General features: G+C 47.4%; 23 protein-coding genes and 1 pseudogene. 10 read left to right on the plus strand and 14 right to left on the minus strand.

Translation table 11 applies throughout. The annotated features are described in order from the left end of the window. The first annotated feature begins 409 nt into the window (after positions 1-409). On the plus strand, positions 410-2,047 hold the full coding sequence (locus ACHA99_RS19995) for a lactate permease LctP family transporter (RefSeq protein WP_393944579.1): 1,638 nt from the start codon (positions 410-412) through the stop codon (positions 2,045-2,047). Between the two features lie 273 nt (positions 2,048-2,320). Here the strand turns inward: ACHA99_RS19995 and ACHA99_RS20000 are convergent. The 5 genes and pseudogenes from ACHA99_RS20000 to ACHA99_RS20020 form a co-directional block, all read right to left on the minus strand. After that, a pseudogene (locus ACHA99_RS20000) lies at positions 2,321-2,419 on the minus strand (radical SAM protein); the annotation flags it as partial. Between the two features lie 28 nt (positions 2,420-2,447). Continuing rightward, positions 2,448-2,774 carry a putative quinol monooxygenase gene (locus ACHA99_RS20005; RefSeq protein ID WP_263145443.1) on the minus strand — a complete coding sequence of 109 codons (327 nt, stop codon included), beginning with the start codon at positions 2,772-2,774 and terminating at the stop codon, positions 2,448-2,450. Between the two features lie 99 nt (positions 2,775-2,873). Next, entirely contained in the window at positions 2,874-3,329 is a 456-nt protein-coding gene (locus ACHA99_RS20010; protein ID WP_393944582.1) for a GNAT family N-acetyltransferase, read from the minus strand. A 162-nt stretch (positions 3,330-3,491) separates the two neighbouring features. Beyond that, a complete protein-coding gene (locus ACHA99_RS20015) occupies positions 3,492-5,120 on the minus strand; it encodes a DHA2 family efflux MFS transporter permease subunit (protein WP_131524254.1) in 1,629 nt (542 codons plus the stop codon). A 1-nt stretch (position 5,121) separates the two neighbouring features. Continuing rightward, positions 5,122-6,180: an HlyD family secretion protein gene (locus ACHA99_RS20020; RefSeq protein ID WP_173247738.1), complete on the minus strand. Its 1,059-nt coding sequence runs from the start codon at positions 6,178-6,180 to the stop codon at positions 5,122-5,124. A gap of 94 nt (positions 6,181-6,274) precedes the next feature. Here ACHA99_RS20020 and ACHA99_RS20025 point away from each other — a divergent pair, with 94 nt between their 5' ends. Then, the gene (locus tag ACHA99_RS20025) at positions 6,275-7,219 is read left to right on the plus strand and encodes a LysR substrate-binding domain-containing protein (protein WP_393944585.1); all 945 of its coding nucleotides are present in this window, start codon (positions 6,275-6,277) and stop codon (positions 7,217-7,219) included. A gap of 203 nt (positions 7,220-7,422) precedes the next feature. Further along, entirely contained in the window at positions 7,423-7,833 is a 411-nt protein-coding gene (gene mscL / locus ACHA99_RS20030; RefSeq protein ID WP_105250328.1) for a large-conductance mechanosensitive channel protein MscL, read from the plus strand. A 76-nt stretch (positions 7,834-7,909) separates the two neighbouring features. Here mscL and ACHA99_RS20035 read toward each other — a convergent pair whose 3' ends face one another. From ACHA99_RS20035 to ACHA99_RS20065, 7 genes are all read right to left on the minus strand, one after another. Continuing rightward, on the minus strand, positions 7,910-8,233 hold the full coding sequence (locus tag ACHA99_RS20035; RefSeq protein WP_025008611.1) for an antibiotic biosynthesis monooxygenase: 324 nt from the start codon (positions 8,231-8,233) through the stop codon (positions 7,910-7,912). 160 nt (positions 8,234-8,393) lie between these two features. Then, on the minus strand, positions 8,394-11,639 hold the full coding sequence (locus ACHA99_RS20040) for an efflux RND transporter permease subunit (RefSeq protein WP_393944588.1): 3,246 nt from the start codon (positions 11,637-11,639) through the stop codon (positions 8,394-8,396). Between the two features lie 29 nt (positions 11,640-11,668). Next, positions 11,669-12,934 carry an efflux RND transporter periplasmic adaptor subunit gene (locus ACHA99_RS20045; protein ID WP_173247746.1) on the minus strand — a complete coding sequence of 422 codons (1,266 nt, stop codon included), beginning with the start codon at positions 12,932-12,934 and terminating at the stop codon, positions 11,669-11,671. Between the two features lie 10 nt (positions 12,935-12,944). Further along, on the minus strand, positions 12,945-14,423 hold the full coding sequence (locus ACHA99_RS20050; RefSeq protein ID WP_173247749.1) for a TolC family protein: 1,479 nt from the start codon (positions 14,421-14,423) through the stop codon (positions 12,945-12,947). 328 nt (positions 14,424-14,751) lie between these two features. Further along, positions 14,752-15,195: a hypothetical protein gene (locus ACHA99_RS20055; RefSeq protein WP_168827374.1), complete on the minus strand. Its 444-nt coding sequence runs from the start codon at positions 15,193-15,195 to the stop codon at positions 14,752-14,754. 169 nt (positions 15,196-15,364) lie between these two features. Continuing rightward, the gene (locus tag ACHA99_RS20060; protein ID WP_263238134.1) at positions 15,365-15,574 is read right to left on the minus strand and encodes a DUF3012 domain-containing protein; all 210 of its coding nucleotides are present in this window, start codon (positions 15,572-15,574) and stop codon (positions 15,365-15,367) included. 36 nt (positions 15,575-15,610) lie between these two features. Beyond that, positions 15,611-15,976 (minus strand): STAS/SEC14 domain-containing protein, encoded by a 366-nt coding sequence (locus tag ACHA99_RS20065; protein WP_105250333.1) that lies wholly within the window; start codon positions 15,974-15,976, stop codon positions 15,611-15,613. A 136-nt stretch (positions 15,977-16,112) separates the two neighbouring features. On the opposite strand from ACHA99_RS20065, the gene arfB reads away from it, so the two are divergent. The 4 genes from arfB to ACHA99_RS20085 all read left to right on the plus strand — a co-directional run bounded on the left by arfB (position 16,113) and on the right by ACHA99_RS20085 (position 18,517). Further along, a complete protein-coding gene (gene arfB / locus ACHA99_RS20070; protein WP_011787977.1) occupies positions 16,113-16,544 on the plus strand; it encodes an alternative ribosome rescue aminoacyl-tRNA hydrolase ArfB in 432 nt (143 codons plus the stop codon). Positions 16,545-16,832: 288 nt separating this feature from the next. After that, entirely contained in the window at positions 16,833-17,273 is a 441-nt protein-coding gene (gene aroQ / locus ACHA99_RS20075) for a type II 3-dehydroquinate dehydratase (RefSeq protein WP_028759381.1), read from the plus strand. A gap of 35 nt (positions 17,274-17,308) precedes the next feature. Then, entirely contained in the window at positions 17,309-17,758 is a 450-nt protein-coding gene (gene accB, locus ACHA99_RS20080) for an acetyl-CoA carboxylase biotin carboxyl carrier protein (protein WP_219234770.1), read from the plus strand. A gap of 81 nt (positions 17,759-17,839) precedes the next feature. Further along, on the plus strand, positions 17,840-18,517 hold the full coding sequence (locus ACHA99_RS20085) for an SDR family NAD(P)-dependent oxidoreductase (RefSeq protein ID WP_393944592.1): 678 nt from the start codon (positions 17,840-17,842) through the stop codon (positions 18,515-18,517). Positions 18,518-18,571: 54 nt separating this feature from the next. Here the strand turns inward: ACHA99_RS20085 and ACHA99_RS20090 are convergent, their stop codons facing one another. After that, complete coding sequence (locus tag ACHA99_RS20090) at positions 18,572-19,795, minus strand: MFS transporter (RefSeq protein ID WP_263171841.1); 1,224 nt, start codon at positions 19,793-19,795, stop codon at positions 18,572-18,574. Positions 19,796-20,187: 392 nt separating this feature from the next. Continuing rightward, positions 20,188-20,997: a hypothetical protein gene (locus ACHA99_RS20095; protein ID WP_263169918.1), complete on the minus strand. Its 810-nt coding sequence runs from the start codon at positions 20,995-20,997 to the stop codon at positions 20,188-20,190. Positions 20,998-21,156: 159 nt separating this feature from the next. On the opposite strand from ACHA99_RS20095, the gene ubiD reads away from it, so the two are divergent. The 3 genes from ubiD (at position 21,157) to ACHA99_RS20110 (ending at position 25,329) form a co-directional block, all read left to right on the plus strand. After that, positions 21,157-22,638 carry a 4-hydroxy-3-polyprenylbenzoate decarboxylase gene (ubiD, locus tag ACHA99_RS20100; protein WP_173247757.1) on the plus strand — a complete coding sequence of 494 codons (1,482 nt, stop codon included), beginning with the start codon at positions 21,157-21,159 and terminating at the stop codon, positions 22,636-22,638. Positions 22,639-22,752: 114 nt separating this feature from the next. Further along, entirely contained in the window at positions 22,753-23,463 is a 711-nt protein-coding gene (gene fre, locus ACHA99_RS20105) for an NAD(P)H-flavin reductase (protein ID WP_131524244.1), read from the plus strand. A 903-nt stretch (positions 23,464-24,366) separates the two neighbouring features. Continuing rightward, positions 24,367-25,329 (plus strand): fibrinogen-like YCDxxxxGGGW domain-containing protein, encoded by a 963-nt coding sequence (locus ACHA99_RS20110; protein WP_393944595.1) that lies wholly within the window; start codon positions 24,367-24,369, stop codon positions 25,327-25,329. Positions 25,330-25,743: the final 414 nt, after the last annotated feature.

Genomic DNA, 25,743 nt, shown 5'->3' on the forward strand with positions numbered 1-25,743 from the left:
TATTAGTTGCATTGCATTGATTGCTATTAATTTCTATATCTAAAGATAAACAAATATTTATAAATGCTCTGTTATAAACACTACAAAAAAACCAAACCAGTACAGCCTAGTTTTTCATAAAATCACAATACTCTAGTTAATTTCACGACTCACAAAAAATAATATTGATAACATAACAAATATTAATACAGCCTAAATTAGATGCTTGGTGAATATAGCTAAAACAGGCAATATTTTACTTGATTATTATTTAGGTATTTCCCCGTCATCATTTATCCACACATCTCGTGACCCATATCACTTATTGCAACATTTAAGATTGATCCTACATCACTAAACACTAGTATCTGCTATGTTGCGGCTGCGACACTATTTATCAACATATTATAACAATTACGGAAACCTCCCTATGACCTGGACCCAAACATACACGCCACTCGGTAGCTTGTGGCTAACCGCAATGGTTGCTTTACTGCCTATTGTGTTTTTCTTCCTAGCCTTAACTGTGTTAAAACTTAAAGGCTATATCGCTGGGGCATTAACCTTATTAATTGCCTTAGCAGTCGCGATACTCGCCTACAAAATGCCTATTAGTATCGCGCTTGCTTCTGCTATATATGGTTTTAGTTATGGGCTATGGCCAATTGCTTGGATTATTATTACCGCAGTATTTTTATATAAAATCACCGTTAAAACAGGTCAATTTGAGGTTATTCGCTCGTCAGTCATCTCAGTCACGGAAGATCAACGATTACAAATGCTATTGGTTGGCTTTTCATTTGGAGCCTTCCTCGAAGGTGCTGCGGGTTTTGGTGCACCTGTTGCTATTACAGCTGCGTTACTTGTCGGGCTTGGATTCAATCCATTGTATGCAGCAGGACTTTGCTTAATCGCAAACACGGCACCCGTCGCCTTTGGAGCTATGGGTATCCCAATTATCGTAGCGGGTCAGGTTTCATCACTAGATCCATTCCATATTGGACAACTCGCTGGCCGTCAGTTGCCAATTTTATCGATTATTGTCCCCTTCTGGCTCATCGCAATGATGGATGGCATCAGGGGAATACGTCAAACTTGGCCCGCAACATTAGTAGCAGGCGTTTCATTTGCGATTACCCAATTTTTGACCTCAAACTTTATCGGCCCCGAATTACCCGATATTACTTCGGCGTTAGTCAGTCTAATTTGTTTAACGTTATTTTTAAAAGTCTGGCAACCAAAAGAAATATTCACTTTCTCAGGAATGAAAAAAAGAGTTACTACCCCTAAATCTACTTTTTCTAATAGCCAGATATTTAAAGCATGGTCTCCCTTTATTATTCTCACGGCGATTGTAACCCTGTGGAGTCTTAAAGATGTACAACTGGCATTAAGTTTTGCCACTATCAGTATTGAAGTACCTTACTTACATAATCTCGTTATCAAAAGTGCGCCTATTGTCGCTAAGGAAACCCCTTATGCAGCAATATATAAACTTAATTTATTAGGCGCTGTTGGAACAGCAATTTTAATCGCAGCAATGATCTCAATTGTGGTCCTTAAAATGTCAGTAAGTAATGCACTGACATCCTTTAAAGACACTTTAATTGAATTAAAATTCCCGATATTGTCGATTGGATTAGTATTAGCATTTGCCTTTGTTGCAAACTATTCAGGTCTATCTTCAACATTAGCACTCGTGCTCGCTGGCACTGGCGTAGCATTCCCCTTCTTCTCACCATTCTTAGGTTGGCTAGGTGTGTTTTTAACAGGTTCAGACACCTCATCAAATGCCCTATTTGGCGCGCTGCAAGCCAATACAGCAAACCAAATAGGTGTAACACCTGAGCTATTAGTCGCCGCAAACACTACGGGAGGAGTAACGGGCAAAATGATTTCGCCACAATCTATTGCCGTTGCTTGCGCTGCAACGGGATTGGCGGGTAAAGAATCAGATCTTTTCCGCTTTACGCTAAAGCACAGTCTATTTTTCTGTACTTTCATTGGCGTGATCACAGTACTCCAAGCATACGTAGTCCCTTGGACATTAGTGTTTTTCACTAAATAAAGCGATATCTAAGATATATTAAAAGCCGAGTGATAAACCACTCGGCTTTTTAGAGTGAAATGGATATAAAACTCACTCTGCGATGAAGTTCGAATGGGTTCAATTAAGCAAAGTAGCAAGGCAGCTTTATTAATCCCAGTGAAGTCATACAATCAAAATCTAGGTTGTCATTCTTGTCGTAGATAACTACTCGGTACATTGATGGCAAATGCAACTTAAGCCAGCAACTTTACCTTGTCCTTACTAATACACCCTTTAGCACTAAAGAGTTAAAGTGCAATAGTTCCAGCTGCGGCCATTAGTCACTTGCAGTATCAATGAGCTCCATTCGGATAGAGATCTAAATACTGGCTCGATAGCGTTAATCAACACTGCAAGCTCCTAATCGTTTATCTCATGGTTAAACAATCACTTGATGATAGGTTTCCACATGGTATGACTCGACTAATTCGGGCATAACTTGGTGGAAATAGTGTTGAATCGCATCCTTAGCGCAGTGCTCATCAAAGGCGGCAATATCGACAAACTTCTCAACAAACGTCACGCGGCGTGGTTCATCACGGCTCACATTGAGTTCGTAACGAATACAACCCGCTTCGCGGCGCGTATCAGGAATAAGGCTCGCGAGCGCCGCGATCAACGCTTCGGTTTTGCCCTCTTTAGCCAGAAAACTCGCCACGCAGGCAATTTGCTGTTGATTGATTTTATAGTCCGTTGAAGTCGACATCTCAGTTCCTTATTGGCTTAATGTTGAATGTTTATGTGCCTAGCTTTTGTTGATCGCTTATGTTGATAATTGATGTAGATAACTCATATTGATAGCCGCTTATGCTGATTGGTAGCGCATATCTAAATGGGGAATACCATCTTCTAAATACATCTCAGAGCAGGCGACAAAGCCGAGTTTTTGATAGAAAGCTTTGAGGTAATCTTGGGCGCCAATTTGGATCCCCGCTTCGGGCCATGTCGTCAGTGCCGATTCAATGGCGTGCTGCATTAAAGGCATGGCCAGTCCTTTGCCTCGTCCCGCTGGCGATACCACCACACGGCCGATACTCGCCTCTGGATAACTCAATCCCGGCGGCAAAATACGCGCGTAGGCAAGCAGTTCCTCGTCTGACGATAAGCCGAATAAATGCTGGGTTTCTGGGTGCCTATCCTTATCGTCAAGCTCTGGATACGCACAGGACTGCTCTACCACAAACACATCGACTCTTAGCTTCAATATGTCGTATAGCCTATTGGCATTTAATTGATTAAATGTAAGATTTTGCCACTGCAAACGATATCCCTCTGCAAATCATCGAAAAAGAGCTTTGAGTCTACCACAGCATAAAGACCATAAAAAAGCGCCTTAATCCGTGAGGACTAAGGCGCAAAACTGTTGCGCAAACCAATAGATCTGGGGAAATCTATGGCAACAACAGGATAACGAAAAACGTTATTACTCAACCATGGCATCGTGGGCCACAGGCCCTGTCGGTTTACGGATCAGCAGCACAGCGAATACGGCGATGAGTAGCAGAGCGCCCATGATGTAAAACACATCGTTATAGGCCTGAATATAAGCTTGCTGACTCATGGTTTTGCCCAGTAAAGCTTTCGCCTGCGCGGCGGCGGTATAGGGATCAGAACCTCCCGCCTGCAACATGCTTGCGCTTTGGGTTAAATAATCCTGTGCTTGTGTGCTCACTGCGGGTAAAGATTCCTTAATATGAGCCAAATGCCCGCGCGACAAAGTGTCAGTCAGGGTCGCCACCAGCGCGATACCAAAAGCACCACCTAAGTTACGCATCACGTTTAATACCGTCGATGCCGAGGCATTTTCATGGGGTTTTAAATGCATGGTCGCAAGCATTCCAATTGGCACCAGAATAAAAGGCTGACCTAATGCCCGCACTACTTGCGAAGCGATCATCTGCGGTCCGGCATAATCTGCAGTCATCTGGCTATTCATGTAATAGCTAATGGCGAACATTAAAAAGCCAAAAGCAGCGAGATAACGACTATCGAAGCGCTCCATCAATTTCGGCACTAAGGGCAAGACCAATAGCTGCGGAAATCCCATCCACATAATCACACCACCAATTTCTAACGGTGTGTAATCATGGACTTGTGATAGATAAAGTGGGATCAAATAAATAGCGCCGAATAATGCCATGCCCAGTAAAAAGTACGCCACAGTAGAGAGCACAAAATCACGCTTACCGAGCAGGCGCAAATTCACTAACGGTTCTTTGCGCCTTAGCTGGATCCAAACAAACAACACCAGATTCACGACGGCAATAATGGCCAGATTACGAATGAGTTCTGAACCAAACCAGTCCTTGCGGTTACCTTCTTCGAGCACCACTTCAAGGCACCCCATCCCTAGGGCCATAGTGACTATGCCCGCCAGATCGACATTCTTCAGCTTATCCCAAACGACCGACTGCTTCTCTAAACCGTAGGCCAACATGGCCATCACCAACAAACCCGGTGGCACATTGATATAAAACAGATAATGCCAGCTAAATTGCTCGGTCAGCCAACCGCCTAAGGTCGGGCCGATTGAAGGCGCAAAAGTCGCCGTCACGCCAAATAACGCCATGCCGACGGCACGTTTGTTATCGGGTAAAAACTCAAGAATAAGCCTAAAGGCTAACGGAATAAGCGCACCACCAAAAAAGCCCTGTAGCGCCCGAAAGGCGATCATGGCCTCTAAGTTCCACGCGATTGAGCAAAGCACAGAAGCAAAGATAAAAGCAGCCGTGGTCCATAACAGATAACGCCTGACCGACAATCCTGTGCTGAGCCAGCCAGAGAGCGGGATCGCGATCATCTCAGCCACCAGATACGCGGTTGAAATCCAGCTACCTTCTTCGAGCGTTGCCCCAAGGCTGCCTTGAATCTCCTTCATCGATGCATTGGTGATTTGAATATCGAGGATCGCCATAAAGGCGCCGATCAAACCACCAAATACCGCAATCCATGAACGGCGACTGCCACGTTCATAATCGGTAGGCTTTCTAGGTACACTGATGCCCTGCGCCTCCATATCGGCAGACGCAGTGATAGAGCCAGTTGCGCTCATACTAACGACCTGTATTTGCAGCGATTGCCGATATTGCAGTACCCGACGCCGTATCCACTTTTACGACCGCACTTAAGCCCGGTAGCATGTGTGCTTCTTCCTCAGATAAATCTAAGCGAATACGCACGGGAATACGCTGCACGATTTTAGTGAAATTACCTGTGGCGTTTTCCGCAGGCAGTAGACTGAATTTGGCTCCGGACGCCGGTGACAGACTATCGATAACACCTATAAAGGTTTTGTCGGGAAACGCATCGAGACTGACCTGCACCGACTGTCCTGGTTGCATATGTTGGATCTGGGTCTCTTTAAAGTTCGCCGTGATCCACACAGCCCCATCCGGAACCAAACTGTAGAGTGCTTGGCCGGGCTGCACGTACTGCCCCACCATAGCGCCACGTTTACCAATCACCCCAGAAAAAGGTGCGGTCACACGGGTATCATTTAACTGAATTTTCGCCAGTTCTAAAGTCGCATCGGCCTGCTCTACTACTGAACCCGCCTGATCTAATTGGGCATTAAAAACCGCTAACTCCCGTTGCTTTGCCACTAACACGGCTTGAGCTTCATCGAGGCGGGCGGCGGCAGAATCAAATCCTGCCTGTAGTTGGTCGACATCATCTTGGGAGCTGTAATTACTGACTTTAAGCTTTTTTGAACGGCTCAATTGTTGTTGTGCCCGTATTTTATCGGCCTTTGCCGCTACCACGCCTGCGCTGGCTTGAGTGATTAACGCCCGTTGCAACTCAACCTTTGCGGCTAAGGTTTGCAAGTCCGCCTTCGCACTCGCCTGTGAGGCTTCGGCTTGACTCACTTTGGCACTAAACTGGTTATCTTCTAGCTGAGCTAATAACTCACCCTTTTGCACATGCTGGTTATCGGTTACATCGCTTAACACAACGTAGCCAGGCACTTTCACGCTGATATGGGAAATATCGGCCTCAACATAAGCGTTATCCGTGGTTTCGATAAAACGTACCTGTGTCCACCAGTAATAACCGCCTCCTGCAACTGCAGCGAGTAACAGTGGAACGGCGATAATGAGTTTACTTTTGGACATGAATGACTCCTTGATTAGTGATATCTAGTGTACTACTGTCTCACTAAGTTTATTAGTCAGTAAAAAATCAACCCACTGTTTCACAGGTGTAACAATGATGGATCTCAATCGCGTGCAAATTTTCGCTCAAGTGGTCGAGCAAGGTAGCTTTACTGGCGCAGCTAAAGCCCTTGGGCTCACTAAGGCAACCGTCAGTCGCAAGATAGCCGAGCTCGAAGCCGATACCGGCACACAACTGCTGTTTCGCACCACGAGAGCCCTAAAACTCACCGAAGCAGGATCAAGTTATTACAATAAGATCAATAAGATCCTCACCGATCTGCAGAGCGCCGAAAATCAGCTCAGCGCCCAACAGCAATTGATTAAAGGCAATCTAAAAATTGTCTGCCCAATTGAATTAGGCCAATTGTTTTTAGGGCCGATTTTCGCGCAGTTTTTAACACTTTATCCCGAAATCACCATAGAGGCTGAACTCACCAATCGAAAGGTTGATGTGATAGAAGAAGGCATCGATCTATTATTTCAAATTGCCGATTCTGGCGACACTCGCTTGCAAAGCTATGCCTTAGTCAACGCCCATAAATCGCTCATGGCAAGCCCAGCTTATTTAGCTGCCCATGGAACGCCCAAGGTGCCACAGGACTTAGCCAAACATAAAGCGATTCGCTTGCAGTCGGCGCATATTGAAGGTGCGTGGAAATTATTCGATGGCAAAACTTGGATTGTCGCCGAGCCCAAGACTCAACTGACGGTAAACAATGTCACCCTCGCTCGCGAGGCCGCCATTGCGGGGCTTGGGATCACTGCGGTGCCGTCCATCATAGCCCAAGTCGCATTAGAAAAAGGCGATTTAATCCCACTACTAGATGACTATCCAATGGTGCAAACTAAGGTAGTACTTAGCTATCCACAGCGGGCGTATCTACCGCGAAAATACCGCGTCTTTATTGAATTCATCTATAGCTCCCTATTTAAACGTTGGGGATCGCAAGTCTTAGAAGTCCCTGATTTTATCGGCCATGCCGATCTAGATGAATAAATCGAATACCCCAAACAGTAACAATTGTTACTTTGTAAAGTGTAAATCATTGCCTTAAGGATAAATCCTCTATGTCAGAATTGCCTTAATCCATAAGCCCCTATAAGCTTGGCAAGGTAACAGGCTGCAAAAGACCTTAGGTTTTCCTGATACAGTTTGCACAATAAAACTTAACATTTAATCTCAATTTTGGAGGAAACCTAATGAGCTTAATTAAAGAGTTCAAGGCTTTTGCGTCCCGTGGCAATGTGATCGACATGGCCGTTGGTATCATCATAGGTGCCGCATTCGGCAAAATCGTCTCGTCCTTCGTGGCCGATGTCATCATGCCACCAATTGGCATCATCCTAGGTGGTGTGAATTTTAGTGATTTGAGCATAGTGCTACAGGCAGCTCAAGGCGATGCGCCTTCTGTGGTCATTGCCTATGGCAAATTCATTCAAACTATTATCGACTTTACGATTATCGCCTTCGCCATTTTTATGGGTTTAAAAGCCATTAACACCCTAAAACGCAAGGAAGAAGATGCGCCTAAAGCGCCACCAGCACCGACCAAAGAAGAAGAGTTGCTGTCTGAAATCCGCGATCTATTGAAAGCTCAACAAGAAAAATAATCTCAAACTTAAGTGTCACGCATAAAAAACCCATCTCTAGAGATGGGTTTTGTTTTTACATCAGCGAGATAAGTGATTACTCAGCTTCAACATGCACAGTTTCACTGTAATCTTGCACTACTTCTGCCACCCGAATGCGATAAGAGTTAAACAAACAAGGCACTATACCCGTTTGCTCGGCAATACTGTGGGCCATCTGATTACGCCATTGGGTAATAGAGGCTTGGTCCTCCCAAAACGACAGGCTTAGTACTTTGCCATCGTCGGTTAAGCTCTGAAAACGTTCGATCGAAATCAATCCCTTGCGGCCTTCTAAATATTGGCGCATTTCAGCCGCCACGTGCAGATACTCTTCCTTCCCTTCCTTTGTCGGGATGACTTCAAAAATTACCGCAATCATAATGTTCTCCAGAAATGAATGTCCTTAATGTCGACTCTAAGACTAGCCCATCTATCACTCTTTAGCTCACTGATTTTTAGAGTTTTAGTCAATGTGATAACCCTGTCTACAACGAAGGCAATAACCCGAAACATAATAAGTTATTGCCCACGATGACGGCTTACTTGTGGCTAATCTGTAGCGAATCAAGCTCATCAATGCACTTATCGCCGCGATATAGCCAGCGATACAAGGTCGGCAAGACGAGTAAGGTCAGCGCCGTCGAGCTAAACAAGCCACCGATAATCACCACTGCCAAGGGCTTTTGGATCTCACTGCCGACGCCAGATGATAATAAAATCGGGATCAAGCCTAAGGCCGAGGTCAGTGCCGTCATCAATACCGGCCGTAAACGCCCAACCGTGCCCTCATAAACACAATCATAGAGTGCTTCGCCGCTTTGCCTGCGCTGATTAATCGAATCCACCAGCACCACACCGTTGAGCACGGCCACCCCAAATAGAGTGATAAAGCCAATAGAGCTAGGCACTGATAAATAAGTACCACTGACATACAGGGCCACTATGCCGCCAATTAAAGCTAAGGGCACGTTCGCCATGATGAGCAACACTTGCTTGAATGAACCAAAGGAGAAGTACAACAACAAGGCAATCAAAGCGATAGAAATAGGCACCACTAGCATCAACTTTTGCTGCGCTCGCTGCTGATTTTCATACTGGCCGCCAATGATCACTGTATATCCCGCTGGCAAATCCGCCTTTGGCACTAGGGCATAAATATCTTTTACAACCGAGCCCATATCGCGTCCCGCCACGTTGGCCTGCACCACAACACGCCGCTGCACATCGTCACGGCGAATATTCGGCGGCGCCATTTCCACTTCGACGCTGGCGACTTCCCCTAAGCGCACTGTGGCGCCATTTGTGCCACTGAGTAATAAGTCTTTAATCGCATCAGGGCTTTGGCGAAACTCGGCCGCGAGTCGCACATTGATGTCGTATCTGGCATTGCCATCGATCACTTGCCCTGCACTCGCGCCGCCAATGCCTTGGCTGACGAGGCTCATCACTTGATCGACACTGATGCCGTAACGCGCCAATAGCTCGCGTTTGGGCCGCACGACTAATTGCGCCTCGCCGCTCACTTGCTCAAGCGACACATCCACGGCACCGGGGATTTTCGCAACGAGATCAGTAAGTGCTTGGCCTTTCTGTGACAATACCGCTAAATCAGGGCCGAAGATTTTAATCGCTAGCTGGGCTTTTACCCCCGAAAGTAATTCATCTACCCGAGTCGCAATCGGCTGCGAAAAGGTCAACAAGAGTCCGGGGAACACGCTGAGTTTTTCCTCCATCAAGCGTTGCAGTTCCAAGCGCGAGCTTGCCGACTGCCACTCTGCTATCGGTTTCAAGCCAATATAGACTTCAATATTACTCACAGGCTCAGGATCGCCGCCCAGTTCAGGCGCACCAATGCGGCTCAGGGCATATTCCACCTCGGGAAATGCTAGCAAAATAGCCTCAAGCTTAGGTGCGACTTGGAGCGAAGTACCTAAACTCGCCGTTGGTGCTAGCGTCACCCTCAAGTTAATCGTGCCTTCCTCCAGTTCAGGCACAAATTCGGTACCCAGCCTTGGTAGCAATAATAGACTCAAGCCGAACATCACCAAGGCGCTGAACATCACCACCTTTGGCCTAGCAAGCGTTGCCGTCAGTAACTTGCGATAAGCGGTATCCAGTGGCGCTAAAATCACACTTTGTTTAAGCAGCACACCGCGCTTAAACAGATACACAGCAAGGGCTGGCACGGCAATCAGCGCCACCAGCAAGGCCGACATCATAGCCAAAATAATACTGACCGCCATCGGCTGGAACAGCTTGCCTTCAACGCCTTCGAGTGCAAACAGCGGCGCAAATACGACGATAATAATGGCGGTGGCGAAGAAGATTGGACTACATACCTCTTTCGCCGCGAGCATTATCCGAATAACCATATTCGATTCGCTGACATCACCACAGGCTTTAGCACCATCCTCCTCACTGTGATAGGGATCGTCCTCACCATCGGCACGCGCCCTCGCCTCGGGTAAATGACGGCGATCAGGTTGGGTTAAGTGTTTGAAAATATTCTCTACCATCACCACAGAGCCATCGACTAACATACCAATCGCCACAGCTAAACCGCCGAGCGACATCAGGTTTGCCGACAGACCATAATAGGACATCACCATAAGCGCGAGCCCGATAGACACTGGAATCGACAGCAACACCAACAAGGTCGCGCGGATATTGACGAGGAACAACGCCAAGATCACCACGATAAACACAAAGGCCATTAGCAGCGCATCGCGCACTGTGGTCACAGCCTTATCGACCAGATCCGCTTGGTCGTAAAACACCTCAAAGGACACACCATCGGGCAAGGCCTGCTCAATAAGGCTCACCCGTGCACCAATATCGTCAATCGTCGCCTTAGTGTTTGCCCCCATGCGTTTGAGCACGACACCAGCCACCACCTCACCGAGATTTTGCACTTGGCCAGATTCATCGCGGCGCGTCATAGTCACAGCCCCGACACGGATCTCGCTACCGAAATCCACCTGAGCGATATCGCCAATACGCACTGGCGTACCGCTGGCTTCAGTCAGAGGGATCTGCGCGATCGCCGCCAATCCCGCGTCTCCTGCGGGCAACATGCCGTAACCGCGCACCACAAGTTGCTCTTGGCCTTGGTCCATAAACCAACCGCCAGCGTTGCGGTTATTGCTCTCTAGCGCTTCAGTCACCTGCGCCATCGACAAGCCATAGGCACGCAGTTTATTCGGGTCGACCTGCACTTGGTATTGGCGCACATCGCCACCAAAAGACAAGACTTCTGTCACGCCGCCCACGGGCATCAATATCAACTTCACCAGATAATCATTTAAGCTACGCAGCTCGGCGGCATTAATGCCAGAGTTAGGTTCTGCACGCAGAATATACTGATAAATCTGCCCTAATCCCGAGGTATTGGGGCCGATTTCAGGCACTCCGACGCCACTTGGGATCATCTCCCGCGCCGCCTGCAACTGTTCAAACACTTGCTGACGAGCGAAGTAAATATCCGTCCCCTCGGCAAATACCACAGTCACAATCGACAAGCCAGTACGCGATAACGAGCGCACCTCAGTCACCGCTGGCAAGGCGTACATGGCCGATTCCACCGGATAACTGATGAGTTTTTCCACCTCTTCAGCGGCTAAGCCTTCGGCCGCAGTATTGATGGTCACTTGCACGTTAGTCACATCAGGAAAGGCATCGAGATTCAACTTAGGCAACATGGCCACACAGCCCACAATCACGGCGAGCAGAGCCAATACCACTAACAGCCGATTTTTAATCGCGGCTTCGATTAACTTTTGCAACATAGAAAATCTCCAAAATGAGGGCGCTCATATTAGTGGGCGTGAATATCAAAGCCCGCTTTCGCCTGCTCGGATGCCAAGAAGAACGCGCCAGCCACCACAACCTTGAGCTGTGCCTGTTGGGCTTTTTCAAGCTCAGGTCCACGTACTAGACTCAAGCCGCGTTGACGCTGCACCACTTCTACCTCAATGGACTCGAAGCCATCCTCATCTTGAATAAAAATCTGCCAATCGCCATCGCCGCCACGGGTCAACGCCGCATCGGGCAGCACTATGCCACTGCCGTTTGGATCGGTAGTCGAGCCAGCAAAATAGAGTTCAGCAAATTGCCCCGCATGCAACACATGATCAGGATTGTGCATACTCACCAGCACTTGCTCGGTGCGCGTTACGCTGTCGAGTTCATGGGAGCGACCGATAATCTTACCTACCAACGTCTTATCCCCTACTTGCACTAAAGCTGAACTGCCAACCTGGATATGCGTAGTTTGAGTTGGGGTTAACTGCGCCTCAACCCATAAATAGGATTCATCGGTCAGTTGCATTAAGGGCGTGCCCGCGCTAAAAACTTGACCTAGCATGGCGATATCCTGCTGCACTCGGCCGTCAATTGGCGCTAAGAGTTGATAACTGCCTATGGCTTCGGGCGTCGATTCCAGTGCACGAATTTGCGCGGGCGTCATCTTAATTGCCTCTAAAATCGCCCGTTTAAGTTCGGCATCCACCTGCGCCTGCATCCGCCGACTGACGCTAACCGCACCTTCACTCATGCGTTTGACTCGACTCCATTCGGCAGCGGCATTAATGTAGTCCGCCTGTGCCTGCGCAACGGCTGCGCCACCCAAGGTAAGTAAAGGCTCACCTTTTTTCACTTCTTGTCCCGGCACTACATGGCGCGCCAACACACGCACATCGAGCTGCGGCGCAAGGGTCGCGGTTCGATCGCGATCCACCACTAAGGTCGCCGTCGCCCTAATATCGAGATTCAAATTGGCTAGGTTCAAGCTATCGCTCGACAAAGGTAATAAGCTAATCCCCGCCAAGGCTTGCTGCGCTTCGGTCAATTTCAGCGCCTGTTCGCCGTGTTCATCCGTCGACGCCATTTGCGTTACCGAATCGCCACTTTCCTTAGCGACGGGGGCGTGATCACCGCCAGCCAATACAGGCTGAGCGAGAAATGCCAGCGTGCTCAGCACGAATAATGCGAGAGCGATTTTTGATAGGTTAAACCGACGCTTTTCAGACGTCGTTACAGCATCCAGTTGAAGGACATTTTCATGGTGAGTATTTGAATTCATTATTGTGACCTCATGGGTTTACTGTGCGTACGGCGGTATTAGATGTTATCGAAGGGACTGCATTTAGCTTTTCTATAATGAGCTTTTCGATAAAAGGCATAAGCTGGCCACTTTCGCCCATCCAAGTTAACCAACTCTGATAGATAGCCGTTTCTAGGTTTAAGCCCACCAAATAACTGGCGGCTAACTGACGACGGCTCTGCAAGTACTCGCTAGTACTCACATCCCCCGCCTGCCATTGTTGGCTTAAGGATTTAGCGGCTTTAGCACCTGACACTTGCACTAACTCACGCCAGTCTTGGTAACGTTCGAGTAAACGCGGTAACGCATAGAGGAATTGTTTCTGCTTAGCGGTAAGCACTCGCTCACGGGCAAGATAGCCTTGCTCCGCGATAGCGATGCCCTTATCGGCTACGGCTTGTAACTCACTGTAGTTATTGCGAACTTGTAGAGGAATCGACACGCCGACACCGAGCTTATTGTCCGTGCCCTCCTTTTCAGCGCCTAGGCTAATAGTCGGGTCAGCTGAAGCTTCCGCTTTGACTTGCATGACATTAACTCTGGCGAGCAGCACTTGCTGATAAGCACTCGCCAAGGCTGGCAAGGCTGATTTAGAGGTACCCAACTCGGCCGCTGGCGCTTGCTTAGCCTGAGTCACAAAGAAATGGATCTCCTTGATAAACTCACTAAAAGCGAAATTATTATCCCCAAGTAATTCAATTACTTTGCCATCGGCCACTAAGGCCACCTGCTCGGCTAAGGCGTAGTCGGCAGTATTAGAGGCGACTTCGAGTTGTATCAATTGCAGCTCGACGTTAGACAAATCCCCCGCTGCCAATCGCTGCTCAGCAATATTGAGCTGCGCCTTAGTGAACCTTAATTGCTGCTCGGCAAAGGTCAGCGCCTTACGGCTTTGCGCCTGTTCTGCCAACGCCAGTAAGCGTTCGGCCAACATTTGGCTACGCTCTAACCCTATGTCCGCTAACAGGATTTGCGCTTCAAGCTCGGCACGCTGTGTCGCCACGCCGCGCTTGTCGCCCCAATCGAGGGTTTGACTGAGCCCTAAGCTGTAGGCATCTGTATCAGCATTTTGATAATTAAGCCCAAGTTCTGGGTTATACACAGCGCGATCTGCCGCCTGAATGGCCAGTTTGGCCTGTTGCTGCCTTACAAGCTGCGCCTGAACTTCAGGTAACTGATTGAACTGTGTGAGTAACTCAGGCAACCATTGGCCAAAGTTGACATGTGCCGTGTCGGTTTCTTTGGCGGGTAAACCCAGTGATTGCGCCTTAAATGACTCAACTTCAGAGGCATTGATTTCAGGGGCATTAGCTTCAGAGGCTTTGGTTTCAAGGACGTTGACTTCAAGAGAGTCATTTTCTGCCGCGAGGGCAAAGGCTACCAATCCGGCGGCCAATACTAACCCACAGCTAAACAAGCCCGATCTAAATAGACAAACTAAAGTACGGGCGAGAATCGTTTTTTTCATCGCAAATCCTAACAATATCGAATGTGGATCGGCTGGCTTTTGCGCCCAAAGCGAGACCGCTAGATGTGAGCTTCATTTAAATAGCTCAATGCAAAGCAATCATATCGTTCTGGGCATGGCAAATAAGCGCCGATCGAATCATCCCGCCAAGCAATACAGTAACGGCTCAAAAGCCAATGACGGCTCCAACAGTTAACGCTGCGAGCATCAGTTCAAGCGTATCTTTTGGGAGATGAACATAACGGGCTTATCACGTGGCAAAATAGAATGAGATCCAATCAGATGAATCAATCGTCCTAGGCCGAGAAATAAGCCGAATATTGGAGAATTAAGCGATAGGAGGGCGGTATTTAGGTAAATTTTCAGGCGGGAAATAGGATACATCGGTAGGCAGATAGACGCTTTCTAACGCCTGTACAGGCTGACTCACTGCCTGAGATAACAGCGCCACATGACCGCCATGGCATTGGCAGTCGAGGCATAAGTCAAAATCTTGTATTTCAGTGGTTTTAACTAAGTGGGAATGAAATCCGCTGCTTTGGTTTTCACCCGCGTGATTACTGGTGACACCCGTGGAGTCCGCAAAACCTAAGGCTTGCTCGCTTGGACAAACGCAATCGACACATTGGGCCAAAGTGGTCACTTGGGCGCTAAATTGCAGATGGGGATGATTCTCAGCTTCTTCCGCGCCATTGCCCGCATGTAACTGATGCGCACCCAAATTAGCGCCAGCAAATTGCAACACGATAATGGCTATCAGTAGGGTCACCATTCGAGTAAAAAATGGCTTAGCGGTAGAATTCAAATATCACCTATAGCAAATAACGGATAACGGATAACGGAACATCTGACCCGTATGATAAACATAAGTTCACAGCTCGCAAGCAAAGTCTTTCAAGCTGTGATCTCTAAAGGCTAACGCTGACTTAAACACTCAGTGCTTATTTAAATACACAGTGCTTAGCGTAATCAGCGGCTTCGTTAGCAGTCCAATCGCCAGACGGCTTATTTTTCATCTGTTTACACCAAGCATCACTGCCCACTTCTGGCGCGCAGGCACTCAGTCCAGCGGTAAATGCCAACACTAACGCAATCGCACTGACCTTAGAAACTGTCAGCGAAGAAACAGAGCGCGATTTCAATAATGACATACTTAATTCCTTGTAAATATGGCCTAAATTAGACCATTAAATATTCGAACGCTTAGTGATCCAAGCAATCGCTTTGGCTTTCTGTTCGAGTGGAAACCAAGCCACTTCGCCCTGCATAAAAGGCCCGAGTAAGCGCACCGCATTTCCCACCCAATCAGGGCCGCCCACAAACACTAAGGCTTCAAAATTCGGTAACTGGACTTCACCACTACCGGTCAACGACTCAAATTCCCAGCCCTCGAGTAACACATCTGCCTCAATATACAGGCAAACTTGGCCCCAATCCTTACGATAACTCTTAATCGCAGGCTGTAAACGGGTCCGATAATCGGTGGAGGATAGTCGGCCACTGGCAAAAAGACTGATAACACCCTTAGCAATATCGGGGATTTGGCATAACATAGAGGCACTCCGAATCGAGAACACTTTTGCAGGCAATGGCTTTAGCCAATGCAGCGGCAAAGAATGCGCCCGATGATAACAAATCTATTGGAAAGCCATAAGTCATTATTGATGGCTTCTCAATCCATGCTGAAAAATGCCTAAGTTTGCCATGATAAAAATCTCAAACCGTGTGGAACTTCAGGAAAATGAAATCGAGTGGCAATTTATCCGTTCGAGTGGTGCAGGCGGCCAGCACTTAAATAAAGTGTCCACCGCTGCGCAGCTGATTTTCGATATTAAAAGCTCATCATTACCCGAGTTTTACCAAGAACGCTTGCTCAACAAGGCGGATCACCGCATCACTAAAAGCGGCAAAATCATTATCAAATGCCAAGCGAGTCGCAGCCAAGATGCCAACCGCCAAACGGCTTTGGAGCAATTTATCGCCTTGGTTGCCAGTGTCGGTGAAGTGCAGAAAAAACGCATCCCCACCCGCGCCACTAAAGGCAGCCAAACTCGGCGATTAGAAACCAAGAAACAAAAAGGTGCCACTAAGGCCATGCGTCAACAGAAGAGTGACTATTAACTTAGGTGACAGTTAACTTAGGTGGCAATTAACTCAACTGACAGCCAACTTAGACAATTACTAACCCGGTACCAGAGAAATAACCGCAATTGAACCCAGCCAACAATGGCACAAAATGTCAAAGGTATAATTGGCTCGTACATGCTCAGCTCGCACACAATCGACTAACGGATAATGCAAAATCGATTTGAACAGGTTAAGTTAGTGGCCTATGTCGAAAACTGAAATAAATTTATTCCAACTTTAATCCCAACATTAATCCCAAGGCATGCCGTAAAGGAAAGCGCAATGAGTCACAAAATTTTGCTCGTCAATGGCCCCAATCTCAACCTCTTAGGCCGCCGCGAGCCCAGCGTTTACGGTCATCAAACCTTAGCCGACATAGTGGCGGAGTTAAATCAGCAGGCAAAGTTGGCGGGAGTTGAGCTCGAACATATTCAGTCCAACGCCGAATTTGAGCTAATCAATGCGATTCATGCGACCGATGCCCAGATGATTATTATCAATCCCGCCGCCTTTACTCACACCAGCGTCGCCCTGCGTGATGCCTTGCTTGGCGTGGCAATTCCGTTCTTTGAAGTACATTTATCCAATGTGCACGCCCGTGAAGCCTTTCGCCACCATTCCTATTTTTCCGATAAGGCGATAGGTGTGATTTGCGGTTTCGGTTCACAGGGTTATGAGTTTGCGCTGGCAGCGGCCATTAAACGGCTCAACCAGCCACAGTAATCCCATTCAATAGCGTGCTTTGCAAGGGCAGATAAATGGCAATGGATCTTCGTAAAATTAAAAAACTCATTGAGTTAGTACAAGAATCTGACATAGCAGAACTGGCGATCACCGAAGGTGAAGAATCAATTCGCATCACCCGTTACAGCCCTATGCCAGCCAATGTGCAATCACAGCAAACGCTACCCAGAGCACGCGTCACGCCTTTGAGTGAACAGGCAAAGCAAACAGGCATTTTGCCAAGTACAGAAGGTTTTGTACAAGTCTCACCTATGGTCGGCACTTTTTACGCGGCGGCAGAACTCGATGAGGTGCCGCTGGTTAAAGTCGGTCAACGAGTGAGCCAAGGTGAAGTGATCTGCATTATCGAAGCGATGAGAATGATGAATCCCATCCAAGCCGAGCGCGATGGCGTGGTCAGCACTATTTGGGCCAAAGACGGCGATGAAGTGGCATTCGATCAGCCGCTATTTACCTTAATCTAACCGCTCGCCTTCCCATGAATTGAAGCGCACTTAAATTTAAGATGCGGTTTTCAAACCAAGACAGCATTAACCGAGGTCACTATGATATTAATTACCGGCGCCAGCAGTGGTTTAGGCGCGGCGCTCGCATCGCTCTACGCCAAAGAGAATGAAGCACTGACACTCACAGGCCGCCATGCCGAGCGCCTGCAAACCGTCGCCAATGCATTAACGCCCTTCTCCAACAAAACTATCACTGCTATCACCGCCGATCTCGCCAGTGAATCGAGTCTCGAAGCCCTGTTCGATGGCCTAACGCAAGCCCCTAAAACCGTGATCCACTGCGCGGGCAGCGGCTACTTTGGAGCGATTGAAACCCAAACCGCCAGCGATATCCAAAGCCTGCTCAATAACAATGTCACCTCGACGATTTTGTTAGTGCGGGAATTAGTTAAACGCTATAAAGATCAAGCGGTCACTGTGGTTGTGGTCATGTCCACCGCAGCACTGGCCGCCAAGGCGGGAGAATCCACTTACTGCGCGGCAAAATGGGCGGTACGGGGATTTATCGAGTCGGTGCGATTAGAGCTTAAACAAAGCCCAATGAAGTTGATTGCCGTGTATCCCGGCGGCATGGACACAGGCTTTTGGCCCAGTAGCGGTAAGGCTTTAGATACCTCAAGCTTTATGTCCGCCGATGAAGCGGCAGGCATGCTCAAACAAGCCTTAGTTGCCACAGAGCATGGTTATATCGCCGATATCACCATACAAAGGGGCTAAATGTGCGGATTCGAGACGCAGAATATGACCACTGCGTCTCTTCCTTAGCACTCGCTAGTCGGCGCAGTTCGCTGTGTTTAGAGTAACGACGCGACGGCTTTCTCTGTGGGTCAACCACCACATCAGCAGTCCTCCCAATGACAACAAAGACGCCGCATAACCTGTCGCGGCAATGCCTTGTCCAGACAGTATCACTAAACTGCCTACCCAAGGCCCAATTGCATTGGCAAGATTAAAGGCGCATTGCACTAAAGCGCCTGTCATGGCCTGTCCATCAGGTGCCACATCCATCAATCTGGCTTGCACAATAGTGGCAAGCCCTAACCCACAACCGACAAAAAATACCACGGGCATCAGCGCCCAGTAATGTCCGGTCAAACTCGGGTAAATCGCCAACACCACAGTGCTTAACACTAACGACCAAAACGCCGCCGCTAAGGCCGACTTATCCGCCGCCCAACCACACACTAAGGTCCCAAGTGTTGCGCCAATACCAAATACCGCCATCATGATTGGGATCTTAAACGGCTCGACTTGCGTCACTTGGATTAAGGTTTCAGCCAGATAGGTATACACGCAGAAGATACCGCCAAAGCCAATGGCCGCGATGCCTAGCGTCAGCCAGACTTCACGATTTTTAAGGGTTTGTAGCTCTTTTTTGGGACTCGCATCAGCGGGCACGGCTTGATTAGGTGCTAAAAAATACACCATTATCGCGGTAATGGTCGCTAAAATCGCCACTATGCCAATGCCCGAGCGCCAGCCCACAGTTTGCCCCATCCAAGTCGCAAACGGCACACCGATAATCGTCGCCAGCGTAAGACCAATAATCACCCGCGATACGGCGCGGGCCTTCATTTCTGGCGGCACTAAAGAGGCGGCGAGCAACATAGCCACGCCGAAATAAGCGCCGTGGGGCAAGCCGCTGAGAAAACGAAAAAAGATTAACCAATTCAATGATGGCGCTAACGCACTTAAGCCATTGGCCACCGCCATTAACCCGGCTAAGGCAATCAAGAGTGTTCGCCGTCTGACCCTAACGGCCAGCACCATGATAATCGGCGAACCGACCACAACCCCCAACGCATAGGCACTAATGGCATAACTCACATGGGCAACCTCTACCCCTAAATCGCTCGCGATATAAGGCACTAAGGTCATGGAAGCAAATTCTGTGGTGCCTAAAGCGAATGTTCCGAGTGCTAAAGCAAGTAACACCCATAATGTACTGGCGCCCTTATGCTGATTTTGGACAGATGGATTTTGAACGGTTTTCAAACTTTTTCTCCGCTATGCTATAAAACGACAACTAGCTAATACCAATCGAATCAAATATCTGTTCATTCAGCGGGAGTTCAACGCGCTTTAGACAAGGCGAAGGCTTGAAGGCATAGTGGTGCTCTGTCGAAAGCCTTAAACGCAGTATAAAGCGCGTTGAAACCCGCCCTTCGGGAGCCACACAGGCATCCCACTCCCGTGTTGCATTGACTTAAAAGGGAATACCATTTCTGCGTCAATGCGCCTTGGATTGAGATGCCTGTGAGGCTCTGAACTGATTAGATATTTAATGTGATTGGTATAACTCACTAATAAAAAGATAATAAAAGATGATAAATAAATTGGAGCCCACTAAGGGGCTCCAATTTCTCAGTCATTTACGTAATGTAAATCTATCTGACTAACTGTTCTTGATAGGTTTGACTGTTCCAGTCGTAGGCGTAAAGCGTGCCTTGCCACTCGTAAAGTGTACGACCATCCTGCTGCACAACCCTAGCATTGCTCGGCAAGCTAGACACACTGTGCGGTGCGCGTGGGCGCGGAGTCGCAGCTGTTTTGCCTGTGCCGTTACTAGTTTGCGACACCAGTTGCCCAGTCGATTGTCCGGCCATATTTACAGGCATACTCGACACCATACGGCCTTCACTCGCAGAATACTGCATACTGGTTGTTACCCGTACAGGTGCAGAAATGGCCACAGGTTCATCGTCGTAGGCCATAGGAATCGACAAACCTATGCCCGAATAGGGCGAGTTCCAGTAATTTCGAGCGTAGGCGTCACGCGACGTATTCCAACCCCAATCATTGTTCCAATGGGTGTTCACACCATAACCGACATTCCAACCCGATCCCCACCCCGTAGCGAGCCCTAAACCCAGTCCTAAACCCCAAGGGTAATAAGGTCGATAATAGGGACGATAATGGCGATTATCTTTACGCACATGGCGGTTGTCGTAATAATTGTCATGACGATTGTTGTAATGACTATCGCCACGACTGTGGCTATCACGATGACCGTGACGTTCGTCTTGATCCGAATAGCCTCTATTTCCGGCCACCGCCACAGTCGGCACACTGAGCGCCCCCAAAAGTGAGATCCCCACGGCAAGCGATAAAACCAAGCACTTTAGCGACCGCTTATGCGCGCCATGTGATTGAGTTTGAACACACTTTTCTTGAGCAAACCATACAGGAATATTCATATAAACCTCGAAATAAAGGGCGTAAGCGAGATCTATCGCGACTTACTGGTAACCATTTTACGCTTCCTAAGCTTGAAGATCACTGAATTGGTTAACCCTAAAACAGAAAAATGCTATAGTGCGCGCCACACGGATTTTCACCGCAGAGGCTATTTCCACATGAGTTTTAAGGATTTACGCAGCTTTATTGATCACTTAGAAGCCAATGGCGAACTCAAACGCATTAGCTACCCAGTTGATCCTCATTTAGAAATGACAGAGATCGCCGATCGCGTATTACGCGCTCAAGGCCCTGCGTTATTATTTGAAAATCCCAAAAATCATCACATGCCCGTGTTGGTAAACCTGTTCGGTACGCCAAAACGTGTGGCCATGGCACTCGGCAAAGACGACCCATTAGCCCTGCGTGAAGTAGGCGAACTGTTAGCCTTTTTAAAAGAACCCGAGCCGCCACGCGGTTTTAAAGACGCGATCGCTAAGATCCCTATGTTCAAGCAAGCCTTGAATATGCCGCCAAAGACAGTGCGTAATCCGCCTTGCCAACAAATCATCAAAACCGGCGATGAGGTCGACTTAACCCAATTGCCTATTCAGCATTGCTGGCCGGGCGATGTCGCACCACTAGTGACCTGGGGCTTAACCATCACCAAAGGTCCGCGTAAGAGTCGTCAGAATTTAGGCATTTATCGCCAACAATTACTGGGTAAAAACAAGCTGATTATGCGCTGGTTATCCCACCGTGGCGGCGCGTTAGATTTTGCTGATTTTAAACAACAATTCCCCGGTGAGCGTTATCCGGTTGTGGTCGCACTCGGCGCCGATCCTGTGACCATTTTAGGTGCCGTCACCCCAGTCCCCGATTCCATGAGCGAATACGCTTTTGCCGGTTTACTGCGCGGTGAACGTACCGAAGTCTGTAAGGCATTAAGCTGTGACTTAGAAGTGCCCGCCACCAGTGAAATCATCCTCGAAGGTTATATCGATCCTGAGGAACTGGCGGAAGAAGGGCCCTACGGCGATCACACGGGTTACTACAACGAAACCGATAAGTTTCCAGTATTTACCGTTACCCACATCACTCAGCGTAAAGATGCCATCTACCACAGCACTTACACTGGCCGTCCACCGGATGAGCCCGCCATGCTGGGGGTTGCATTAAACGAAGTGTTTGTGCCGATTTTGCGTAAGCAATATCCTGAGATCGTTGATTTTTATCTGCCACCTGAGGGCTGTTCGTACCGCATGGCAGTGATCTCCATTCGCAAACAATATCCGGGACATGCCAAACGAGTGATGATGGGCGCTTGGTCTTTCCTGCGCCAATTTATGTACACTAAGTTTATTGTCATAGTGGATGAAGATGTGAACTGCCGTGACTGGCAGGATGTGATCTGGGCGATCACCACCCGCATGGACCCTAAACGCGATACCGTGATGATCGAAAACACCCCGATCGACTACCTCGATTTTGCTTCACCCGTTGCGGGCTTAGGCTCAAAAATGGGACTCGATGCCACCAATAAGTGGGAAGGTGAAACTAACCGCGAATGGGGCACGCCAATCGTGATGGATCCAAAAGTAAAACAAAAGATCGACTCAATCTGGGATGAGTTAGGCATAGACGACAGCCCAACCCTATAATTCAGCTTAAGCCATTACTCAAGTATCGGCTTAAGCCAAGAGAATAGGCCAATAACAGGCCTCTAAAGCGACACCTAGACACATACTGTTGAAGAAAGGTGCAAAGGAAGTTTGATGAAAACCATACGTTGTAAGATAGAGAAAGTTAACCCATTTAACGATGCCGTATATCAAGTATTGTTAAGGCCTGAAACCGCCTTCGATTTCCAAGCGGGGCAATACTTATGTGTTGTCATGGGTGAAAAAGATAAACGCCCCTTCTCTATCGCATCAGCGCCAAACGCCGAGCTGATCGAATTACACATTGGCGCCGCTGTAAGTGAAAGCTACCCAATGCAAGTGGTCGAGCGCCTGAAAGCCTGCGCCATTGACGGCAGCACTATCGACATCGAAGCCCCAGGCGGCGAAGCCCACCTGCGTCACGAAAGCATTCGCCCTCGCCTGTTAATCGCCGGCGGCACAGGTTTCTCTTACATTAAAAGTATCATCGAGCACCAAATCGCCCTCGGCCAACAGGTGGAAACTATGCTGTATTGGGGTTGTCGCACCCAAGATGCCATGTATTTTGAAACCATCGCCCGCGAGTGGCACAACGCTCACCCTTGGTTACACTTCGTCCCAGTCATCGAAGAAGCTCCCGCTAATTGGCAAGGCAAAACCGCCAATCTGTTAGCGCAAATCAAACAAGATTTTGTCAGCTTAAATGGCTACGACATCTATATCGCCGGCCGTTTCGACATGGTGGGTGCAGCGCGGGAAATCTTCCGCGAGATTGGTGTAGAAGAAGCACATCTCTACGGTGATGCGTTCGCGTTTATCAAATAACGCGATAATTGGTTAGCTTAGCTGGCTAACCTTTGCCAGCTAAGGCTTAAATAATAAACCCCAGTTTTTACTGGTTTTTTTGTTTTTCTATCTTGCAGATGGCGGTCGATTGAGTTTACCCAAACTTCGTTTGGATTAAAGTCGTGGGGCTTCACCCCACACCCGACCAAGGAGGACTGCTCGTCCTATCCTCCTTGGATTCTCCAAGACGCCCCCAACGGAGTTGAAAGCCCCTTGTGCTCATTGCCAAATTTGCTATCGCTTCCGAAGGATGCGTCCCTGCACCTCCGAAAGCTAGCTCGCCATCCATGGCGAGACTCACGCAATTTGTCTATTCGCCCTGCGGCAACTCCGAGGGGAGGTGTATTCTGCCACTTCAGCTTTGACTGTTAATACCAATAGCCATCAGCATTGCAAAATTTAACAATGGCTGTCTCGATAAATGCGCCATTTATTTCCCCCCGCGGGGGCTTCGTAAAGGATTAGAGTACTTCTATAGTTTCAGCATGAACTTTAACCCTGAAAATCTAAAGGAGTTATGCCCTGCAGATTTCAGAAATCTGGAGACTGTATAAAACTATGCATTCAAGAAATTTAATATTAGGTGGCACATTAAATAGTGATCTTTTCTTGAGATGATCGTGCTCAGTCCTTGTCTTAGATGATTAGTTTATTTATCAGTGAATCTGAACGCTCAAACAGAACCGAACTCTTTTACTGTTATCTAATATTTGTAGCAGTTATTTAGTATAAGATGCTAACCGACGCGATTGATGATGACATTTCATTATTTCAGCCAACAATACTCACACTGCTTTGATAGCTTACAAATTTATATTATACTCATCATTTCATAGATAATTGACTGTAACTCCCCACCAAACTTTATATGGAATTAACTTTATGATTCATGAATTGAAAAAATTAACATTACTTCTTCCTTTTTTGCTCTCTCCAGCACTAGCTGAGACTTGGACTATCAATTCGGATGAAGTTTTAGATGGAACAATAGATAGCACAAGTAATAAAACAAAAATTGACTTAAAATTTAAGCAAGATTCATTTGCTTCAACTACAGATGACTTATTTATTGGCCACTTCGTAAATAGTGGAAAAAATATTGAATTTAAAAATATCAATGACCAGTCAATTAAATATTATCTCGGTATTAAAATTTCATCAGGTTATGCGGGCACTTGGTATGATACTGAAGGCCATTCCGGTGATTGGAACATTATCAATGATCTCGATACTTCTTCGTTCAAAAAAACATGTAATGACATCCTAAATTCAGGAAACTCAGTTGGAGATGGTTACTATACAATTGATCCTGATGGTGAAGATAAAGGAGTTCTTCCTTTCGAGGTATATTGTGACATGACACACCAAGGAGGGGGATGGACTCTTTTTGCTCATAATAAAGATAATCTTGCAACAAAATTTATAGCTAACACTGTTTCCCCTGCTGAATTAGGAGTTATGGAGGCTTTACATTGGCAAGCGCTATTAAGTGCTTCTAATTATGGCGTTATGACAATAGATCAAGCCGATAGAGTTGCTATGATTACATTTATGACTATGAATAAAACAAATGAAAATACTAAAATAGAAAACTTAGCTGCAGACTTATCAAAAGCGACTCATCTGTGGATTGCGAGAAAACCAGCAGTTGGAGCAAACTATATTTCAAGCATAGTAATTAACAGTAAAGACACTAGTAAAAACAGTACAAACTACAAAACAAATGGGGCGTCTGTTTATAACTCTGGTTATATTAAGTTTGATGTTTGGCCATACAGTGCAAGCGCACCTTATGGGGGGCATGTATATACAAGCATTGATTCTCTTTTATATTATATAAAATAGCAAAAGAGTGATCATATACTTATAGTCTATGACGTTAAATAAAAGCAAGCAGGAAAAATATTCCTTGCTTTTAATGAACACCAACAACATTAAAACCAATGGAATACACCTAGCCTGCGAAGTTGTCAAAAGACGTAGATAAATATCATGGATGATGGCGCAGGCTCGGGGGGACAAGGATGTCCCATCTGAGCCGTTAGGCAATTTTTATTGGAGTATGAGACCACTAACCAATGCATGTAACTTCGCTAGGGGCGGCAAGGGAGATCCAAGAGGGAATTGCTGTTGATCCCCTCTTGGTCGGGTGTGGGGTGAAGCCCCACGACTTTGATTTAGCTTTTAATTTCTAATGTATAAACCTTTAACACCACAACCATAAACCAACTCAGGGTTAAACACCCAGCCCTGCGGCGA

The organism is Shewanella sp. S23-S33 (assembly GCF_043359565.1).
Lineage (GTDB): Bacteria > Pseudomonadota > Gammaproteobacteria > Enterobacterales > Shewanellaceae > Shewanella > Shewanella oncorhynchi.

Bases quoted from the DNA above. Each gene is read 5' to 3' on its own strand.
- ACHA99_RS20040 (WP_393944588.1), bottom strand. From the start codon at position 11,639: ATGTTGCAAAAGTTAATCGAAGCCGCGATTAAAAATCGGCTGTTAGTG.
- ubiD (WP_173247757.1), top strand. From the start codon at position 21,157: ATGAGTTTTAAGGATTTACGCAGCTTTATTGATCACTTAGAAGCCAAT.
- ACHA99_RS20110 (WP_393944595.1), top strand. From the start codon at position 24,367: ATGATTCATGAATTGAAAAAATTAACATTACTTCTTCCTTTTTTGCTC.
- ACHA99_RS20095 (WP_263169918.1), bottom strand. From the start codon at position 20,997: ATGAATATTCCTGTATGGTTTGCTCAAGAAAAGTGTGTTCAAACTCAA.
- ACHA99_RS20045 (WP_173247746.1), bottom strand. From the start codon at position 12,934: ATGAATTCAAATACTCACCATGAAAATGTCCTTCAACTGGATGCTGTA.
- ACHA99_RS19995 (WP_393944579.1), top strand. From the start codon at position 410: ATGACCTGGACCCAAACATACACGCCACTCGGTAGCTTGTGGCTAACC.
- ACHA99_RS20015 (WP_131524254.1), bottom strand. From the start codon at position 5,120: ATGAGCGCAACTGGCTCTATCACTGCGTCTGCCGATATGGAGGCGCAG.
- ACHA99_RS20065 (WP_105250333.1), bottom strand. From the start codon at position 15,976: ATGTTATGCCAAATCCCCGATATTGCTAAGGGTGTTATCAGTCTTTTT.
- ACHA99_RS20085 (WP_393944592.1), top strand. From the start codon at position 17,840: ATGATATTAATTACCGGCGCCAGCAGTGGTTTAGGCGCGGCGCTCGCA.
- aroQ (WP_028759381.1), top strand. From the start codon at position 16,833: ATGAGTCACAAAATTTTGCTCGTCAATGGCCCCAATCTCAACCTCTTA.
- arfB (WP_011787977.1), top strand. From the start codon at position 16,113: ATGCCTAAGTTTGCCATGATAAAAATCTCAAACCGTGTGGAACTTCAG.
- accB (WP_219234770.1), top strand. From the start codon at position 17,309: ATGGCAATGGATCTTCGTAAAATTAAAAAACTCATTGAGTTAGTACAA.
- ACHA99_RS20050 (WP_173247749.1), bottom strand. From the start codon at position 14,423: ATGAAAAAAACGATTCTCGCCCGTACTTTAGTTTGTCTATTTAGATCG.
- ACHA99_RS20025 (WP_393944585.1), top strand. From the start codon at position 6,275: ATGATGGATCTCAATCGCGTGCAAATTTTCGCTCAAGTGGTCGAGCAA.
- ACHA99_RS20060 (WP_263238134.1), bottom strand. From the start codon at position 15,574: ATGTCATTATTGAAATCGCGCTCTGTTTCTTCGCTGACAGTTTCTAAG.
- ACHA99_RS20035 (WP_025008611.1), bottom strand. From the start codon at position 8,233: ATGATTGCGGTAATTTTTGAAGTCATCCCGACAAAGGAAGGGAAGGAA.
- fre (WP_131524244.1), top strand. From the start codon at position 22,753: ATGAAAACCATACGTTGTAAGATAGAGAAAGTTAACCCATTTAACGAT.
- ACHA99_RS20005 (WP_263145443.1), bottom strand. From the start codon at position 2,774: ATGTCGACTTCAACGGACTATAAAATCAATCAACAGCAAATTGCCTGC.
- ACHA99_RS20055 (WP_168827374.1), bottom strand. From the start codon at position 15,195: ATGGTGACCCTACTGATAGCCATTATCGTGTTGCAATTTGCTGGCGCT.
- mscL (WP_105250328.1), top strand. From the start codon at position 7,423: ATGAGCTTAATTAAAGAGTTCAAGGCTTTTGCGTCCCGTGGCAATGTG.
- ACHA99_RS20020 (WP_173247738.1), bottom strand. From the start codon at position 6,180: ATGTCCAAAAGTAAACTCATTATCGCCGTTCCACTGTTACTCGCTGCA.